This window comes from Paenibacillus sp. FSL K6-2859, from assembly GCF_038008265.1.
Lineage (GTDB): Bacteria > Bacillota > Bacilli > Paenibacillales > Paenibacillaceae > Paenibacillus_AQ > Paenibacillus_AQ nitricinens.
Genome location: NZ_JBBOYU010000001.1, coordinates 6,210,862 through 6,230,170, shown reverse-complemented (window position 1 = coordinate 6,230,170; position 19,309 = coordinate 6,210,862). Strand labels below are relative to the sequence as shown.

18 protein-coding genes are annotated in these 19,309 nt (G+C 44.6%); all 18 read left to right on the top strand.

The features are described 5' to 3' along the window. Positions 1–402 precede the first annotated feature (402 nt). Complete coding sequence (gene rpoB / locus MHB64_RS27885; protein WP_094871867.1) at positions 403–3,948, top strand: DNA-directed RNA polymerase subunit beta; 3,546 nt, start codon at positions 403–405, stop codon at positions 3,946–3,948. Positions 3,949–4,063: 115 nt separating this feature from the next. Then, complete coding sequence (rpoC, locus tag MHB64_RS27880) at positions 4,064–7,675, top strand: DNA-directed RNA polymerase subunit beta' (RefSeq protein WP_094877202.1); 3,612 nt, start codon at positions 4,064–4,066, stop codon at positions 7,673–7,675. Positions 7,676–7,854: 179 nt separating this feature from the next. Continuing rightward, a complete protein-coding gene (locus MHB64_RS27875) occupies positions 7,855–8,106 on the top strand; it encodes a ribosomal L7Ae/L30e/S12e/Gadd45 family protein (RefSeq protein WP_042131229.1) in 252 nt (83 codons plus the stop codon). A gap of 133 nt (positions 8,107–8,239) precedes the next feature. After that, the gene (rpsL, locus tag MHB64_RS27870) at positions 8,240–8,659 is read left to right on the top strand and encodes a 30S ribosomal protein S12 (protein ID WP_036680518.1); all 420 of its coding nucleotides are present in this window, start codon (positions 8,240–8,242) and stop codon (positions 8,657–8,659) included. Positions 8,660–8,703: 44 nt separating this feature from the next. After that, complete coding sequence (gene rpsG / locus MHB64_RS27865; RefSeq protein WP_036680520.1) at positions 8,704–9,174, top strand: 30S ribosomal protein S7; 471 nt, start codon at positions 8,704–8,706, stop codon at positions 9,172–9,174. A gap of 47 nt (positions 9,175–9,221) precedes the next feature. Next, the gene (gene fusA, locus MHB64_RS27860) at positions 9,222–11,300 is read left to right on the top strand and encodes an elongation factor G (protein WP_094871870.1); all 2,079 of its coding nucleotides are present in this window, start codon (positions 9,222–9,224) and stop codon (positions 11,298–11,300) included. 109 nt (positions 11,301–11,409) lie between these two features. After that, complete coding sequence (gene tuf / locus MHB64_RS27855) at positions 11,410–12,600, top strand: elongation factor Tu (RefSeq protein WP_042192178.1); 1,191 nt, start codon at positions 11,410–11,412, stop codon at positions 12,598–12,600. A gap of 338 nt (positions 12,601–12,938) precedes the next feature. Beyond that, a complete protein-coding gene (locus MHB64_RS27850; RefSeq protein WP_341135814.1) occupies positions 12,939–14,261 on the top strand; it encodes a globin-coupled sensor protein in 1,323 nt (440 codons plus the stop codon). A gap of 226 nt (positions 14,262–14,487) precedes the next feature. Continuing rightward, the gene (gene rpsJ / locus MHB64_RS27845; RefSeq protein ID WP_017692074.1) at positions 14,488–14,796 is read left to right on the top strand and encodes a 30S ribosomal protein S10; all 309 of its coding nucleotides are present in this window, start codon (positions 14,488–14,490) and stop codon (positions 14,794–14,796) included. A gap of 41 nt (positions 14,797–14,837) precedes the next feature. Next, a complete protein-coding gene (gene rplC, locus MHB64_RS27840; RefSeq protein ID WP_094871872.1) occupies positions 14,838–15,461 on the top strand; it encodes a 50S ribosomal protein L3 in 624 nt (207 codons plus the stop codon). Positions 15,462–15,486: 25 nt separating this feature from the next. After that, entirely contained in the window at positions 15,487–16,110 is a 624-nt protein-coding gene (gene rplD / locus MHB64_RS27835) for a 50S ribosomal protein L4 (RefSeq protein ID WP_042192174.1), read from the top strand. Continuing rightward, a complete protein-coding gene (gene rplW, locus MHB64_RS27830) occupies positions 16,110–16,403 on the top strand; it encodes a 50S ribosomal protein L23 (RefSeq protein WP_036680537.1) in 294 nt (97 codons plus the stop codon). The genes rplD and rplW overlap by 1 nt, the downstream gene beginning before the upstream one ends. A 27-nt stretch (positions 16,404–16,430) precedes the next feature. Further along, positions 16,431–17,261, top strand: coding sequence for a 50S ribosomal protein L2 (gene rplB, locus MHB64_RS27825; RefSeq protein ID WP_042192171.1), 831 nt, complete (start codon positions 16,431–16,433; stop codon positions 17,259–17,261). 72 nt (positions 17,262–17,333) lie between these two features. After that, positions 17,334–17,612, top strand: a complete 279-nt coding sequence (gene rpsS, locus MHB64_RS27820; RefSeq protein ID WP_036652940.1) for a 30S ribosomal protein S19 — start codon at positions 17,334–17,336, stop codon at positions 17,610–17,612. A 33-nt stretch (positions 17,613–17,645) separates the two neighbouring features. Continuing rightward, positions 17,646–17,978, top strand: coding sequence for a 50S ribosomal protein L22 (gene rplV / locus MHB64_RS27815; protein ID WP_036680546.1), 333 nt, complete (start codon positions 17,646–17,648; stop codon positions 17,976–17,978). Between the two features lie 13 nt (positions 17,979–17,991). Then, a complete protein-coding gene (rpsC, locus tag MHB64_RS27810) occupies positions 17,992–18,657 on the top strand; it encodes a 30S ribosomal protein S3 (RefSeq protein ID WP_042192169.1) in 666 nt (221 codons plus the stop codon). A 2-nt stretch (positions 18,658–18,659) separates the two neighbouring features. Continuing rightward, positions 18,660–19,094, top strand: a complete 435-nt coding sequence (gene rplP / locus MHB64_RS27805) for a 50S ribosomal protein L16 (protein WP_042131224.1) — start codon at positions 18,660–18,662, stop codon at positions 19,092–19,094. Further along, positions 19,084–19,281, top strand: a complete 198-nt coding sequence (gene rpmC / locus MHB64_RS27800) for a 50S ribosomal protein L29 (RefSeq protein ID WP_019908232.1) — start codon at positions 19,084–19,086, stop codon at positions 19,279–19,281. Before rplP ends, rpmC begins: the two co-directional genes overlap by 11 nt. The last annotated feature ends 28 nt before the right edge of the window (positions 19,282–19,309 follow it).

Genomic DNA, 19,309 nt, shown 5'->3' with positions numbered 1-19,309 from the left:
GTGATAGTGATAATGGTATTATTATAAAATGTCAGTATTAAGATAGGCTCCATGTCTTTAGTTTGCTGAAAATGTCAAGCGATATATTGTCGCCGGCTAGCGCAAGCCGTACGGCAAGTTTTTTGCGAATTGGTTCTCTATGCTCTGGCGTAGCGAGTGTTACGCGGTAATAGATAATAGCGCATAAACTGTTGCTTGGTGACGTATAATATGTACGTTTTGGGCAAATCTACTGGATAAGGAGTATTTTGGTCATGGATAAGTGCGCTCTTTTTTCGAAGATTTCGATAAGGGCTTTTCTTTTATTTATGACTGAATCCTTGTAGTATGGTTCCATTATACGGTTCCAAACAAGGGTTCGCAATCAATTTTTAAGTGAGTAGACATGAGGGGTGAGTAAAGTTGGCAGGACATCTTGTTCAGTATGGTCGACGCACTCGGCGGAGCTATGCGAGAATTAACGAGGTACTCGAGGTCCCGAACCTGATCGAGATCCAACAAAAATCTTATGATTGGTTTTTGGAGGAAGGATTGCGGGAAATGTTTCAGGACATCTCGCCGATCCAGGATTTCACAGGTAATTTGGTACTAGAGTTCATTGATTACAGCCTGGGTGAACCGAAATATACGGTTGACGACGCTAAAGAGCGGGACGTGACGTATGCGGCTCCTCTGCGTGTAAAGGTGCGGCTCATTAATAAGGAGACCGGTGAGGTCAAAGAGCAGGAAGTGTTCATGGGAGATTTCCCGCTGATGACGGAGACCGGCACTTTTATTATTAACGGTGCAGAACGGGTTATTGTCAGCCAGTTGGTTCGCTCTCCAAGCGTCTATTTCAGCACAAAAGTGGATAAGAACGGCAAAAAAACCTACACCGCCACAGTAATCCCGAACCGCGGAGCCTGGTTGGAACTTGAGACCGACGCTAAGGATATTATGTATGTTCGTATCGATCGGACTCGTAAAATTCCTGTTACCGTACTTTTGCGTGCTCTCGGTTTCGGTAGTGATGCCGAAATTCTGGAATTGCTTGGCAATGATGAATATATTCGCAATACGCTGGATAAAGACAACACGGACTCCACGGAGAAGGCGCTTATTGAGATTTATGAGCGACTCCGTCCGGGCGAACCGCCGACACTAGACAATGCCAGAAGTTTGCTGGTTGCGCGTTTCTTTGATCCAAAACGCTACGACCTAGCTAATGTAGGCCGTTACAAAATCAATAAAAAGCTGCACATTAAGAACCGTCTTTTCAATCAACGTCTTGCTCAACCTTTGGTTGATGACTCTACCGGAGAAATTCTGGCAGAATCCGGCCAAATGGTCGATCGTAGACTGCTTGATGAATTGATTCCGTATTTCGAAAAGAATGTTGCCTTTAAAAACTACCGTGTTACTGGCGGAGTTACGGACAGTGAAGATATTCCTCTTCAAACAATTGACGTATTCTCGCCAATTGAAGAAGGTCGGGTTATTAAGCTGATCGCTAACGGCAACATCGACAAGTCTGTTAAGCACATTACTCAAGCTGATATTATATCCTCGATCAGCTACTTTATTAATTTGCTTCACGGAATTGGTAATACCGATGATATTGACCATCTGGGTAACCGTCGTCTACGTTCTGTAGGTGAACTTCTGCAGAATCAGTTCCGTATCGGTTTGTCCCGTATGGAGCGCGTTGTGCGTGAAAGAATGTCGATTCAGGATGCTAATGCTATTACGCCTCAAGCTCTGATCAATATTCGTCCGGTTATCGCGTCCATTAAAGAGTTTTTCGGTAGCTCCCAGTTGTCTCAGTTTATGGACCAGACGAACCCACTTGCGGAACTTACGCATAAACGTCGTCTGTCTGCACTCGGACCTGGTGGTTTGACACGTGAACGCGCGGGCTTTGAAGTTCGTGACGTCCATCACAGTCACTACGGCCGGATGTGTCCAATTGAAACACCGGAAGGTCCGAACATTGGATTGATCAACTCCTTGTCCACCTTTGCTCGTATCAACGAATATGGCTTTATTGAAGCTCCATATCGTTGGGTAGATCCAAAGACGGGTAAGGTAACTGAACAAATCGATTATCTGACTGCGGATGAGGAAGATAATTATGTAGTTGCTCAGGCTAACGTATTGATCGATGAAGATGGCTCCTTTAAGGAAGACATGGTAATCGTTCGTTACAATAAAGACTCTGACAACATTACAACAATGCCAAGTAATCGTGTAGATTACATGGATGTTTCGCCTAAACAGGTCGTATCCGTCGCTACGGCGCTCATTCCGTTCCTTGAGAACGATGACTCCAACCGCGCTCTGATGGGATCTAACATGCAGCGTCAAGCTGTTCCGCTTCTAATTCCTAAAGCTCCGTTGGTCGGAACAGGGATGGAACATAAATCCGCTAAGGATTCTGGCGTATGTGTTGTTTCTAAGTATGACGGTATTATCGAACGTTCTTCAGCTAATGAAATTTGGCTGCGCCGGGTTGAGACTGTCGAAGGCAAAGAAGTTAAAGGCGATATCGTTAAATATAAATTACACAAATTTATGCGTTCTAACCAAGGTACCTGTATTAACCAGCGTCCTCTAGCTAAAAGAGGGGATATTGTTAAGAAGGGTGACATCCTGGCGGACGGTCCTTCTACAGAAATGGGCGAACTTGCTCTTGGTCGTAACGTAGTCGTTGCGTTCATGACTTGGGAAGGTTACAACTACGAGGATGCGATCCTGTTAAGTGAAAAACTAGTTAAGGAAGATGTATACACTTCGATTCATATCGAGGAATACGAATCCGAAGCTCGTGACACTAAACTGGGACCTGAAGAAATCACACGTGATATTCCAAACGTGGGCGAAGAAGCTCTGCGCAATCTTGATGAGCGTGGAATTATCCGCATCGGTGCGGAAATCAGTGCTGGTGACATTCTAGTTGGTAAGGTTACTCCAAAGGGTGTAACTGAATTGACTGCAGAAGAGCGTCTCCTACACGCTATCTTTGGTGAGAAGGCTCGTGAAGTGCGGGATACCTCTTTACGCGTTCCTCACGGTAGTGATGGTATTATCGTTGACGTTAAAGTGTTTACACGTGAGAACGGCGATGAGCTGCCTCCTGGCGTAAATCAATTGGTTCGTGTGTACATCGCTCAGAAACGTAAGATTTCTGAAGGTGACAAAATGGCCGGACGTCACGGTAACAAGGGTGTCGTTGCTCGTATCCTGCCAGAAGAAGATATGCCGTTCCTTCCGGACGGTACGCCAGTACAGGTTGTTCTTAACCCTCTAGGCGTTCCTTCTCGTATGAATATCGGACAGGTGCTTGAGGTCCATATTGGGATGGCCGCATTGCGTCTGGGAATTCACATTGCAACGCCGGTATTCGACGGAGCGCGTGAGTATGACGTATTTGATACGATGGAAGAAGCTGGCATGCAGCGTAATGGTAAGACTATATTGTACGATGGTCGGACAGGTGAACGCTTCGAACGTGAAGTTACTGTCGGCGTCATGCATATGATCAAACTGGCGCACATGGTTGATGATAAGATTCACGCCCGTTCAACAGGACCTTACTCACTAGTTACGCAGCAGCCACTGGGTGGTAAAGCTCAGTTTGGTGGACAGCGTTTCGGGGAGATGGAAGTGTGGGCGCTTGAAGCTTACGGTGCTGCATATACATTGCAAGAAATTTTGACCGTAAAATCCGATGACGTGGTTGGTCGCGTGAAGACGTACGAATCCATTGTCAAAGGTGAAAATGTACCGGAACCAGGTGTTCCTGAATCGTTCAAGGTATTGATCAAAGAACTGCAGTCCCTGGGTATGGATGTTAAGATTCTTAGCGGTGACGAGCAGGAAATTGAAATGAGAGAATTGGACGATGAGGACGAGACGTCAGGCGACAAGCTGAGCCTCAATTTAGAAGGCGCAGAAGTCGGAGCAGAATAATCACGCTTGGAGCTTTAAAGTTCCATTTTATAAAGGACCGCGCCCTCTTTTGATGTAACAGTCAGAGGAGGGCAAAGCGGTACTAAATCAGGATTAGGTTAAGGAGGGTTGCTCCTTGTTGGACGTTAACAATTTTGAATTTATGAAAATCGGACTCGCTTCTCCGGAGAAGATTCGTTCATGGTCCCGCGGAGAAGTTAAGAAACCGGAAACCATTAACTATCGTACATTGAAACCGGAAAAAGAGGGTCTTTTCTGCGAGCGTATCTTTGGACCGCAAAAAGACTGGGAATGTCATTGCGGTAAATACAAACGTGTCCGTTATAAGGGCGTAGTCTGCGACCGTTGTGGCGTTGAAGTTACCCGTGCTAAAGTTCGTCGTGAACGTATGGGTCACATTGAATTGGCTGCTCCGGTATCTCATATCTGGTACTTCAAAGGTATCCCAAGCCGCATGGGTTTGGCACTAGATATGTCTCCAAGATCACTTGAAGAGATTATCTACTTCGCTTCGTATGTTGTAACTGACCCAGGTGAAACACCACTGGAAAAGAAACAACTTCTGTCCGAGAAAGAATATCGTAGCTACCGTGAAAAATACGGTTACGGTTTCCAAGCCGGCATGGGTGCTGAAGCTGTTAAAAAGCTTCTTCAAGATATCGACATCGATAAAGAGCTGGAATTCCTCAAAGAAGAACTGCGTACGGCCCAAGGCCAACGCCGTAACCGGGCGATCAAACGTCTGGAAGTCATTGAAGCATTCCGTAACTCCGGCAACAAGCCTGATTGGATGATCATGGATGTTCTTCCGGTTATTCCTCCGGAGCTTCGTCCGATGGTTCAATTGGATGGTGGCCGTTTTGCTACGTCCGACTTGAATGATCTCTATCGTCGTGTTATTAACCGGAACAACCGTCTGAAGAGACTGCTGGATCTTGGTGCACCTGACATTATCGTGCAGAACGAGAAACGGATGCTACAGGAAGCTGTCGATGCTCTCATCGATAACGGCCGTAGAGGACGTCCGGTAACGGGTCCTGGTAACCGTCCATTAAAATCTCTCAGCCACATGCTGAAAGGTAAACAAGGACGTTTCCGTCAGAACTTGCTCGGTAAACGGGTTGACTACTCTGGTCGTTCCGTTATCGTTGTAGGACCGTACCTCAAGATGTACCAGTGCGGACTTCCTAAGAAAATGGCGCTAGAATTGTTCAAACCTTTTGTCATGAAGGAATTGGTTAATAAGGGCCTAGCCCACAACATAAAGAGCGCAAAACGTAAAGTTGAGCGTGTAAGTCCTGAAGTATGGGATGTACTTGAAGAAGTAATCAGAGAGCACCCAGTACTTCTAAACCGCGCACCAACACTTCACCGTCTCGGTATCCAAGCTTTTGAACCGATTTTGGTGGAAGGTCATGCTATTCGTCTTCACCCACTCGTATGTACGGCTTATAACGCCGACTTTGACGGTGACCAAATGGCGGTGCACGTTCCTCTGTCAGCAGAAGCTCAAGCGGAAGCACGTATTCTCATGCTTGCATCCGGTAATATCTTGAACCCTAAAGACGGAAAACCGGTTGTAACACCTTCCCAGGATATGGTCCTTGGTACTTTCTACCTGACCATGGACAACAAGGAAGAAAAAGGATCAGGTATGATTCTGCGTACCGTAAATGAAGCTGTATCAGCTTACCAACGCGGAACTGCAGGACTTCATGCTCGTGTAGCTATTCCAGTTAAAGCACTGGGTAAGACTTGCTTTACGGAAAAACAACAAGGCGCAATGTTGATTACTACGATCGGTAAGATTATCTTTAATGAAATTTACCCAAGTAGTTTCCCTTATATCAATGAAGCGACTAAGACTAACTTGCTGCACGGCACGCCAGAGAAATACTTTATCTATGAAAAAGGTGCAGATATTCGCGAGCTGATTGAATCCGCTCCTGAAGCCAGCGCTGTAGGTAAAGAATATCTGGGTCTGATTATCGCACGTTGTTTTGAAACTTATCATACAACCAAAACCTCTATGATTTTGGATAAAATTAAACAACTCGGCTTCACTTATTCCACACGTTCCGGTGTTACCGTTGCCGTGTCGGATGTTATCGTGCCTGAGGAGAAAGTTACGATCTTGAAAGAGTCCGAAGCTAAGGTAGATGTGGTTGCTAACCAATATCGTCGTGGTCTGATCACTAATGACGAACGGTACGACCGTGTTATTGAGATCTGGTCGAAAACGAAGGATGATCTTACGAACATCCTGCTGAAATCGATGGACCGTTTCAACTCTATCATGCTCATGGTTGACTCCAAAGCGCGGGGTAACAAATCGCAGATCACTCAGCTGGGTGGTATGCGTGGTCTGATGGCAACACCTTCGGGTCGGATTTTCGAATTGCCAATTAAAGCGAATTTCCGTGAAGGTCTTACGGTCTTGGAGTACTTTATTTCCACTCACGGAGCGCGTAAAGGTCTTGCCGATACCGCACTTCGTACTGCTGACTCCGGTTACTTGACTCGTCGTCTCGTTGACGTAGCTCAGGACGTTATCGTCCGTGAGGAAGATTGTGGAACGGATAAAGGATTTACAGTTAGTCGTATTCAGGATGGTAAAGAGGTTATTGAGGATCTGTATGACCGTATCGAAGGTCGTTACTGCTTCGAGACTGTCCGTCATCCAGAAACAGGCGAAATCATTGTTCACCGCAACGATTTGATTGACTCCGATAAAGCGGAAGCAATCGTAGACGCTGGTGTAACTAAGCTACAAATCCGCTCTGTACTAAGCTGCCGTGCTCGTCATGGTGTTTGTAAGAAATGTTACGGTCGTAACTTGGCAACTGGTAAACACGTTGAGATCGGTGAAGCAGTTGGTATTATCGCTGCACAATCTATCGGTGAACCAGGAACCCAGCTTACAATGCGTACGTTCCATACCGGCGGTGTTGCCGGTGATGACATCACGCAAGGTTTGCCGCGTATTCAAGAGTTGTTTGAAGCCCGTAACCCTAAAGGTCAGGCTACAATCAGTGAGATCGATGGTGTAATCAAGGAAATCCGTGAAACTAAGGATCGTCGTGAAATCGAGGTTCAAGGTGAAGCAGAATCCAAGACTTATTCCATAACTTATGGTTCACGTCTACGTGTCAGCGAAGGCCAAGAGATTGAAGCCGGCGATGAGTTGACAGACGGTTCGATTGACCCTAAAGAAATGCTGCGAATCAAAGGGATCCGTGGGGTACAAAACTACATTCTGCAAGAAGTTCAGCGTGTATATCGTAACCAGGGCGTTGAGATCAATGATAAGCACATTGAAGTTATGATCAAACAAATGCTTCGGAAGATCCGTATCATTGATGCAGGTGACACAAGTCTGTTACCAGGTGCGTTTGCGGATATTCATGAATATGAAGCTGCTAACAAGGAAGCCATCTTGTCTGGTAAAGAGCCTGCAGTTGCTAAACCAGTCTTGCTCGGTATTACCAAGGCATCTCTTGAGACAGATTCCTTCTTATCCGCTGCATCTTTCCAAGAAACAACTCGTGTCTTAACAGATGCTGCTATCAAAGGCAAAGTAGATAAGTTGCTTGGACTCAAAGAAAATGTTATTATCGGTAAGTTGATTCCTGCAGGTACTGGTATGAATCGTTACCGTAATGTTAAGCTAAGTGATCCAAATGCAGAAAGCGCGCTTGAATCTTTAGAGCCGGTTCCTGCTGAATAAATTAGCAATCATGGTAGTGAACTCGTGTCATACCTATTCATAGGTGTGACACGATTATCTGCTGTGTATAATAATGATAAATATTATTGCTGAATTTCTTGACACCATCTATTGATAATGCTAAAATGTCTAAGGTGCGTGAGTAGCCATGTTATCCTTGTTCATTGGAGGTAATGATTATGACTGATGATAGAGGACTACAGGATGCTCAGGTCAAGATCGGTACCAAACAAACCGTCAAGGCGGTAGAGTTGGGCCAAGCCGCAGAAGTCTATGTGGCAGAGGACGGAGATCAAAGGCTTACTTCCAGGATAGTTATGCTTTGTAACAAACAAGGTGTTAAGATCACATACGTGGATACAATGCTAAATTTGGGCAAGGCCTGCGGAATAGAAGTTGGCGCTGCGATGGCAGCCGTCTTAAAACAATAGCTACGGAAATGTTTTTGTACTGGGGTGAACTCCAGCGGCAAGAACTTTTCATTTGTCTTTTTATGAACCGCCTGGGTCTGTGGGCTTAGAGTTCTTAAATCGGCTATCATTTCAGGAAGGGGGTGGCAACAACATGCCAACAATTAACCAATTGGTTCGTAAAGGCCGTCAAGCCAAAATCGAAAAATCTAAATCTCCCGCTCTTCAAAAAGGGTATAACGCCCTCAAGCGTGAGGCTACAAATTTGAGCGCTCCGCAAAAACGCGGTGTGTGCACTCGTGTTGGTACTATGACTCCACGTAAACCAAACTCAGCGCTTCGTAAATATGCCCGTGTTCGTTTGACGAACCGTCTCGAGGTAACAGCTTATATCCCGGGTATCGGACATAACTTACAAGAGCACAGTGTTGTATTACTTCGCGGAGGTAAAGTAAAGGACCTTGCAGGGGTTCGTTACCATATCGTTCGTGGTGCATTGGATACAGCAGGTGTAGCTAACCGGATGCAAGCTCGTTCTAAATACGGTGCTAAACGTCCTAAAGCTAAGAAATAAGAAAAAATTCTAGAATAATAAACATTTAAGAAAGGGGGATATCCATGCCACGCAAAGGTCCAGTTACTAAGAGAGACGTATTGCCAGATCCGTTGTATAATAGCAAGTTGGTTACTCGTTTGATTAACCGCATTATGCTGGGTGGTAAAAGAGGTGTCGCTCAAAGCATTCTGTACAATTCATTCAAATTGATTGAAGAACGTACGGGTAAAGATCCGATGGAAGTTTTCGAAGCTGCCATCAAGAACATCATGCCGGTTTTGGAAGTCAAAGCTCGTCGTGTCGGTGGTGCTAACTATCAAGTACCTATCGAGGTTAAACCAGAGAGACGTACTGCTCTGGGATTACGTTGGCTCGTAAACTACTCTCGCAACCGCGGTGAGAAGACGATGGAAGAGCGTTTGGCGGCTGAGATCATCGACGCTTCCAACAACACAGGCGCTTCTGTTAAGAAACGCGAAGATACACACAAAATGGCTGAAGCAAACAAAGCGTTCGCTCACTACCGTTGGTAGAATTAAGGTCATTCAAATAACTTATATTTTGAAGGGAGATCCATTTCATGGCTAGAGAGTTCTCCTTAAAAAATACACGTAATATCGGGATCATGGCGCATATTGATGCTGGTAAAACAACTACCACAGAGCGGATTCTTTTCTATACAGGCCGTACGCACAAAATCGGTGAAGTTCACGAGGGTGCTGCTACAATGGACTGGATGGAGCAAGAACAAGAGCGCGGAATCACGATTACGTCCGCTGCTACGACTGCTGCGTGGAAAGGTCACCGCATCAATATCATTGATACCCCAGGACACGTTGACTTCACTGTTGAAGTTGAACGTTCCCTGCGTGTATTGGATGGGGCAGTAGGTGTATTTAGTGCAAAAGAGGGCGTTGAGCCTCAGTCTGAAACCGTATGGAGACAGGCTGACCGTTATAACGTACCCCGTATTGCATATGTGAACAAAATGGACATTATCGGTGCAGACTTCCTTAACGTAATCGAAACTATGCGTGATCGCCTTCAAGCCAATGCAGTTGCTATTCAATTGCCAATTGGCGCAGAAAGTGATTTCACTGGTATTATCGACCTTGTTGAGCAAAAAGCACACATGTTCAGAGATGATCTAGGCCAAAACATCGAAGTAACGGATATTCCGGAAGAATATTTGGCCAAAGTTGAGGAGCTGCGTCTCGAGTTGATCGAGAAAGTTGCTGAACTTGATGAAGATCTGACTATGAAGTACCTGGAAGGCGAAGAAATTACAGTTCCGGAAATTAAAGCTGCACTGCGCAAAGGCGTAGTTGAAGTTAAATTGTTCCCTGTAATTGTTGGATCCTCCTACCGTAACAAAGGGATTCAGCTTATGCTGGATGCGGTTATTGATTACTTGCCATCTCCTCTTGACGTTCCAGCTATCACTGGACATCTTGATGATGGAACTGAAGCAGTTCGTCATTCTTCGGATGAAGAACCGTTTGCAGCTTTGGCATTTAAAATCATGACTGACCCTTATGTAGGTAAACTTACGTTCTTCCGTGTATACTCTGGTATTCTAGAGTCCGGATCTTACGTAGTTAATGCTACTAAGAACAAGCGTGAACGTATTGGTCGTATCCTTCAAATGCATGCTAACAGCCGTCAAGAGATTTCCATCGTGTATTCTGGTGACATCGCTGCAGCAGTTGGTTTGAAAGACACCAGTACAGGTGATACACTGTGTGATGAGAAGCATCCAGTAATTTTGGAATCAATGAACTTCCCTGATCCGGTTATCGAAATCGCTGTTGAACCAAAAACAAAAGCTGACCAAGATAAATTGGGCGTTGCTCTCGGTAAGTTGACTGAAGAGGATCCAACTCTTCGTGCTCATACTGATGAAGAAACAGGCCAAACTATCCTGGCTGGTATGGGTGAACTTCACTTGGACATCATCATCGACCGTATGCGTCGTGAGTTCAAAGTAGAAACCAATGTGGGTAAACCACAGGTTGCTTACCGCGAAACGTTCAAGGCACCTGCTCGCGTCGAAGGTAAATTTGTACGCCAATCTGGTGGTCGTGGTCAATACGGTCACGTATGGGTTGAATTTGAACCCCTCGAGCCAGGTACTGGTAGCAAATTCGAAAGTAAAGTTGTCGGTGGCTCGGTTCCTAGAGAGTACATCGCTCCTGCACTTGCGGGTATCGAAGAACAAATGAAAAACGGCGTACTTGCAGGCTTCCCGCTTGTAGACGTTAAAGCTACCATCGTTGATGGTTCTTACCATGATGTCGATTCCAACGAAATGGCATTTAAAATTGCCGGCTCGATGGCGCTTAAAGCAGCTAAAGACAAGTGTAAGCCTGTCCTGCTTGAGCCAATCATGAAAGTAGAAGTAACTGTTCCTGAGGAATATATGGGTGATGTTATGGGTATGCTGAACTCCCGCCGTGGCCGTATCGAAGGTATGGATTCCCGTGGTGGAGCGCAAATTATCCGTGCTAAGGTGCCTCTTTCCGAAATGTTCGGATACTCTACAACTCTTCGTTCTGGTACTCAAGGACGTGGCGTATTCTCAATGGAGCTTTCTCACTATGAAGAAGTTCCGAAATCCATTGCGGAAGAGATCGCTGCTAAGAACAAAGGCGGAGAATAATTACTAGTTTTAACTTGCCGTCCGAGTATAATCACTCAGTCATCTAAGATAAGCATATATACGGGCGGCTCAAATATAAGGAACCCCACATTAAGGAGGAACTGTTCAAATGGCAAAGGCAAAGTTTGAACGTAACAAACCGCACGTTAACATCGGTACTATTGGTCACGTCGACCATGGTAAAACGACTCTGACTGCTGCAATCACTACTGTATTGTCCAAAACTTACGGTGGCGCAGCTATCGCATTCGATCAAATCGACAAAGCTCCTGAAGAGCGCGAACGTGGTATCACAATCTCCACTTCCCACGTTGAATATGAAACTCCTAATCGTCACTACGCTCACGTAGACTGCCCTGGTCACGCCGACTATGTTAAAAACATGATCACAGGCGCAGCGCAAATGGACGGAGCTATCCTGGTTGTATCCGCAGCTGATGGCCCTATGCCACAAACTCGCGAGCACATCCTGTTGTCCCGTCAAGTAGGTGTTCCATACATCGTTGTTTTCTTGAACAAATGCGACATGGTTGAAGACGAAGAGTTGTTGGAATTGGTTGAAATGGAAGTTCGTGACTTGCTTAGCGAGTATGACTTCCCAGGCGACGATACTCCAATCATTCGTGGTTCTGCTCGTGAAGCTCTTCAAAACCCAGAAGGCGAATATGCTAAGAAGATTGTTGAAATGTTCGAAACAATCGACGAGTACATTCCACTTCCAGAGCGTCAAACTGACAAACCATTCTTGATGCCTGTCGAAGATGTATTCTCCATCACTGGCCGCGGTACTGTGGCAACTGGTCGCGTAGAACGCGGAACAGTTAAAGTCGGAGAAGAAATCGAAATCGTTGGTATTCACGAAGAAACTAAGAAATCCGTAGTTACGGGCGTAGAAATGTTCCGTAAATTGCTGGATTCCGCTCAAGCGGGCGACAACATCGGAGCTTTGCTTCGTGGTGTAGACCGTACTATGATCGAGCGTGGCCAAGTATTGGCTAAACCGAACTCTGTTAAACCACACACTGAGTTCACTGCTCAAATCTACGTTTTGACTAAAGAAGAAGGCGGACGTCACAAACCATTCTTCACTGGTTACCGTCCACAGTTCTACTTCCGTACAACTGACGTAACTGGCATCATCAACTTGCCAGAAGGTACTGAAATGGTTATGCCTGGTGACAACATCACTGTAACTGTTGCTTTGATCTCCCCTATCGCTATTGAAGAAGGTACTAAATTCTCCATTCGCGAAGGTGGACGTACAGTTGGAGCAGGTAGCGTAGCTTCCATCCAAAAATAAATTCGTTTCTATCTGCGGGTAGACTCTGAATCATAGTGCCCCGGATTCTTCTTGCGGAGAATCCGGGGCTTTTTGTTGTATTATTACTTAATTTCTTATTTTGTTCGATAGACTATTAATTGATTTTTCGTTTCATTTGAAGATAAATCATCTAATATTCGACAATATAAGCTAAAATAAGTATATTATTTCGAATGATTCTACAAAATTCTACAAAATTCAACGATAAATTGTTTACAATTTTAATAATCATAGAGTAAAATGAAAGGGAAATAATATTGTAAAAAAATAGTAATTAAGGGGAGAGTGATAACATGGAAAAATGTCCTTTTTCATTCATGCATGCTATAACATCACGTAATAATAATGAGGATTCTCACACCCCTAATCTAGAACATGAACACCAGACTAAGCGTACTGAAGATTTTTTTCATACTCTTGAGGGTTATGACGAACTCAATGAGCAAATGAGAATGATTGATCTAACTGAAGCAGATTTGAAATTATTACGTAGGGTAAAGCCTAGCGTTGAAAAGAATATAGACTATATCATTGATCAATTTTATAATTCGGTATTAGGAGTGGATAAACTCGAAGCCATTATATTGGAGCATAGTAGTATTGAGAGGTTGAAAACAACACTCCGCGAGCATATCATTGAAATTTTTGATGGCAATGTTGATGAAGAATACATAGCAAAGCGAATGAAGATTGCTAATATTCACAAAAGAGTAGGACTTGAGCCTAAATGGTACTTATCCGCTTTTCAAAATCTTCAGAACGTTTTTATACAAGTTATTTATAATGAGACACAGGATGACCATTCACGTCTACATGTAGTTAAGACCGTAACTAAGCTGCTTAACCTTGAACAACAACTTGTCCTAGAGGAATATGAGAAGGAAAACGTCAAAGAGAAGGAACAACAATACCTTTTGGTTAAAAATGAGTTAAAGCAGAAAATTGCTGAATTCAGCAGCGAATTAATAGATTTTAGTATCGACACAAATGCTGCTGTGAAGCAGCTAGTAGCCAGTAGCAATGAAGTGAGTAGAACATTCCAACATACAGCTACATCCGCTGTAGAGTCGCAGGGGTTGGCTACAGATGGACATGAGCATTTGGATAGCTTAACAGAACAGATTAATCTTATTTATCAAAGTACTAGTGAAATGGAACATTCAGTCCACGAATTAAGTAATTCCTCTAAACAAATTCAAAAAATCGTAAACTCAGTAAAAGATATTGCAGATCAAACTAAAATTCTTTCACTTAATGCAACGATAGAAGCGGCTAGAGCCGGAGTGCATGGTAGAGGGTTTAGTGTAGTTGCTCAAGAAGTTAGTCGATTGGCAGAGGATACGAAGAATACTGTAATTCAGATCGTAGAGCTGACGTACAAATCAGGAATTCTCACACAACAGGTCGTTGAGGAGATACGTAAGGTACAAGAGCTAACCAGAAGCGGGAAACATCAATCCGTTGAGACAAGTCTTTTATTTTCTGAAATTGTTGAGGCGATGAGAAGTAGCACACAAGAGATTGTTATAGTAGAAGAAGAAATAAGAACATTGATTCAGACTATAGAGGGAATTGGGTCAGCAACAGCACAGACTGCCGAGTCAGCTGAAGTTTTTAAGTCTGCCACTGAGAATCTTTAACCTATATAATAGTAATAAAGCAGCGCATGAAAAAAATATGCGTTGTTTTGTTATTTAAGCTTGCAATACTGCCGCCTATTATATATAATAATAAATGTTGTTCTGAGACGTTGCGATGATGTGAGAGGTTACTGACACACCCGGCCCCTTTGCCATGAGGTCGACGTCAGAAAATTTTCACGGAGTATGTCCGATAATAAATTGGGCGATAGAAGGAGGGACTAAAATGGCAAAGCAAAAAATTCGTATTCGCTTGAAAGCATACGACCACAGAATTCTTGATCAATCCGCAGAGAAAATCGTTGAAACTGCAAAACGTTCGGGTGCTGGTGTATCTGGACCGATTCCGTTGCCAACTGAGAAGCAAATCATTACTATTCTCCGTGCGGTACACAAGTACAAGGATTCCCGTGAACAGTTTGAACAACGGACTCACAAACGTTTGATCGATATTGTGAACCCAACACCACAAACTGTGGATGCCTTGATGCGCTTGGATCTACCGTCCGGTGTAGATATCGAAATCAAATTGTAATTCTTTATTAGTAACTTAGGAAAAGAAAAGAGGTGTCAACATTGAAAGGTATCTTAGGAAAAAAACTCGGTATGACTCAAGTGTTTACTCCAGAAGGTAACGTAATTCCAGTTACTGTTATCGAAGCAGGACCTTGTGTAGTACTGCAAAAGAAAGACCTGAATATCGACGGATATGAAGCAGTGCAATTGGGCTTTTCTGATAAAAAAGAAAGTCGCTCCAATAAGCCTGAACAGGGTCACGCCAAAAAGGCAAATGCAACACCTAAGCGCTACGTTCGCGAAATTCGCGGTGTTGATCTCGGGACTCTCGAGGTTGGACAAGAGCTGAAGGCTGATATCTTTGCTGAGGGCGAATTTGTTGACGTAACTGGTACATCCAAAGGTAAAGGTTTCCAAGGTAACATCAAACGTTGGGGACAAAGCCGCGGACCAATGGCACACGGATCGCGTTACCACAGAAGACCAGGTTCCATGGGTTCTATCCAAGCTAACCGTGTTCCGAAGGGCAAACGCCTTCCAGGACATATGGGTCACACGACTATCACGGTTCAAAAGCTTGAAATCATCAAGGTTGACGTTGAACGTAACGTATTGCTGGTTAAAGGCGCTATCCCAGGTCCTAAAAACAGCTTCGTGAAAGTTAAACAAACCGTTAAGAAATAATTACCTAAGAAAGGAGGAACATGAAATGCCAAAAGTAACACTTTTTAATATTAGTGGCAACGAAGTTGGTGAAGTAGAACTGAGTGATACAGTATTCGGTATTGAACCGAATGAGCACGTTCTACATGAAGCTGCGCTTATGCAAAGAGCTTCCCTTCGTCGTGGTACACACAAAGTAAAAGGACGTTCTGAAGTTCGTGGCGGTGGACGTAAGCCTTGGAAACAAAAAGGTACAGGTCGCGCTCGTCAAGGATCCATTCGTTCTCCACAATGGAAAGGCGGCGGCGTTGTCTTCGGACCAACACCACGCAGCTATTCTTGGAAATTGCCTAAGAAGGTTCGTCGTTTGGCGATCAAATCCGCTTTGTCCTCGAAAGTACTCGAGAATGACATTATCGTATTGGATAGCTTAACAATGAATGCTCCGAAGACGAAAGAATTCGCAGCAATCTTGAACAACCTGAAAGTGGAACGCAAAGCTTTGATCGTAGCTACTAGCTATGATGATAACGTAGCACTTTCCGCTCGTAACATCCCTGGGGTGAAATTCGTAGCGGCTGACGGCATTAATGTTCTTGACGTACTAACGTACGACAAACTGATCATCACTAAAGAAGCAGTTCTGAAGGTAGAGGAGGTGTTCGCGTAATGAAAGATCCTCGTGATATTATCAAACGTCCGGTGATTACGGAACGTACTTCCGACTACATGAGCGAAATGAAATACGCTTTTGAAGTGGATATCCGTGCTAACAAAACCGAAATCAAAAAAGCTGTCGAGGCTATTTTCAAAGTAAAAGTAACTAATGTGAACACAATGCGCGTACCTGGCAAACTGAAACGTTATGGTAAATATTCTGGTTACACTCCAGAGTGGAAAAAAGCCATCGTTAAGCTTAGCCCGGACAGCAAACCGCTTGAATTTTTTGAAGCGGTAGAATAATACTCTTAAAGTAAGGAGGAAACTATAGTGCCAATCAAAAAGTACAAACCGACCTCTCCGGCAAGACGCCACATGTCTGTGTCTACGTTTGAAGAAATCACAACAAACCAGCCAGAGAAATCGTTGCTTTCTCCGCTGTTCAAACATGCGGGACGCAACAACCAAGGTAAAATTACGGTTCGTCACCATGGCGGCGGACACAAACGTAAATACCGTATTATCGACTTCAAACGGACTAAAGACGGCATACCAGGTAGCGTTGCTACAATCGAGTATGACCCGAACCGTACATCTAATATTGCTTTGATCCACTATGCTGATGGAGAGAAACGTTATATCATCGCTCCTAAAGGCTTAAAAGTTGGGGATAAAGTAGAGTCTGGCCCAACAGCCGACATCAAAATTGGTAACAGTCTTGCACTGGAGAATATCCCAGTCGGTACAGTTATCCACAACATTGAGTTGAAACCAGGTAAAGGCGGACAATTGGTTCGTGCTGCTGGTACAGAAGCTCAATTGCTTGGTAAAGAAGAAAAGTACTGTTCCGTTCGTTTGTCATCCGGTGAGGTTCGTAAGATCCTTAGCGTATGCCGTGCAACTATCGGATCTGTAGGTAACGAAGATCATGAATTGATCAAAATCGGTAAAGCTGGACGTAGTCGCTGGCTTGGCCGTCGCCCTGAAGTACGCGGTGTAGTAATGAACCCGAACGATCACCCACACGGTGGTGGTGAAGGCCGCGCTCCAATCGGACGTAAATCGCCTATGTCTCCATGGGGTAAACCAACCCTTGGTTACAAAACGCGTAAGAAAAACAAGGCATCTGATAAATATATCGTTCGCCGCCGCACGAAATAAGACGCTTCAAGTTAATAAAGCGCGAAGCGTCGATTCGCGGTTTGAAGAACCGGATGAAGGGAGGATTCACACATGGGTCGCAGTTTAAAGAAGGGGCCGTTTATCGATGGCTACCTGCTTAAAAAAGTTGAGGAACTGAACGAGGCTGAAAAAAAGGTTGTAGTTAAAACTTGGTCCCGTCGCTCAACCATTTTCCCTCAGTTTATCGGACATACGTTTGGTGTATATGACGGCCGTAAACACGTGCCTGTATACGTAACAGAAGATATGGTAGGTCACAAGTTGGGCGAGTTCGCGCCAACACGTACTTACAAAGGCCACGCGGGTGACGATAAGAAAACAAGAAGATAATAATAAGGTCTCTGTTTGAAAGGAGGTTAAACAATGGAAGCAAAAGCACATGCAAGATCGGTGCGGATTTCCGCTCGTAAAGCGAAACTGGTTGTTGACTTGATTCGTGGTAAGCAAGTGGGGGAAGCAATTGCTATTCTTCGCCACACTCCGAAATCCGCTTCTCCGGTCGTTGAGAAGTTGCTTAATTCGGCAATTGCGAATGCTGAGCATAACTATTCTTTGGACGTGAACAGTTTGTTCGTTAGCGAGGTTTTCGTTAACCAAGGACCTACTATGAAACGTTTCCGTCCGCGCGCCATGGGCCGCGCAAGTCGGATCAATAAACGCACGAGCCACATTACACTGGTGGTATCTGAGAAATAAGGAGGGATAACACGTGGGTCAAAAGGTAAATCCAATCGGACTCCGGATCGGGATCATTCGCGATTGGGAATCTAAATGGTATGCAGGAAAAGATTTCGGTACTCTTCTGATGGAAGACGTCAAAATCCGGGAATACCTTAAAGGCAAATTGAAGGATTCCGCTGTTTCCCATATCGAGATCGAAAGAGCGGCTAACCGCGTGAACGTTACAATTCATACTGCTAAACCAGGTATGGTTATTGGTAAAGGCGGAGCAGAAGTAGAAGTACTTCGCAGCGCAGTTACAGCAATCGCTGGTGGCAAAAAAGTACACATCAACATCAATGAAATCAAGCACCCTGAATTGGATGCAATTCTTGTAGCTGAGAGCATTGCTCAACAATTGGAACGCCGTGTATCGTTCCGTCGTGCACTCAAACAAGCGATTCAAAGAACTATGCGTTCTGGCGCAAAAGGGATTAAAACTCAAGTAGGCGGACGTCTTGGCGGAGCTGAGATTGCTCGTTCAGAAGGTTATAGCGAAGGAACAGTTCCACTTCATACGCTTCGTGCCGATATCGATTACGGAACGGCTGAAGCACATACAACTTACGGTCTTATCGGCGTAAAAGTATGGATCTACCGTGGAGAAGTTCTTCCCCCAGCTAAGAAACAAGCTGCTCAGGAAGGAGGCAACTAATCATGTTGGTACCAAAACGCGTAAAACACCGCAAGCAACAACGCGGACACATGAAGGGTATGGCAAAAGGTGGTACTGAATTGAACTTCGGCGAATTCGGCCTGGTTGCAATGGAACCATCTTGGATCACTAACCGTCAGATCGAAGCTGCTCGTATCGCAATGACACGTTATATCAAACGTGGCGGTCAAGTTTGGATCAAGATTTTCCCAGATAAGCCTATTACTCAAAAGCCTCTCGAGGTTCGTATGGGTAGTGGTAAAGGTAACGTTGAGAAATGGGTAGCCGTAGTTAAACCGGGCAAGATTATGTTCGAACTCGGAGGCGTGTCGGAAGAAATCGCTCGTGAAGCGATGCGTCTTGCCGCTCACAAGCTGCCTGTTAAGACTAAGTTTGTGAAACGTGAAGAATTGGGTGGTGAAGCAAATGAAAGCTAATGAACTTCGCAACTTAACCACTGCTGAGATTGAACAAAAGATCGCTGGATTCAAAGAGGAACTTTTTAATCTCCGTTTCCAATTGGCAACTGGCCAACTGGACAACCCGACTCGGATTCGTGACGTGCGCAAGGAAATAGCTCGTGCTAAAACCGTAATCCATCAAAGAGTGCTTGGGATTAGTTAAGTGAGACGGATCTCAGATCCGTATTCAG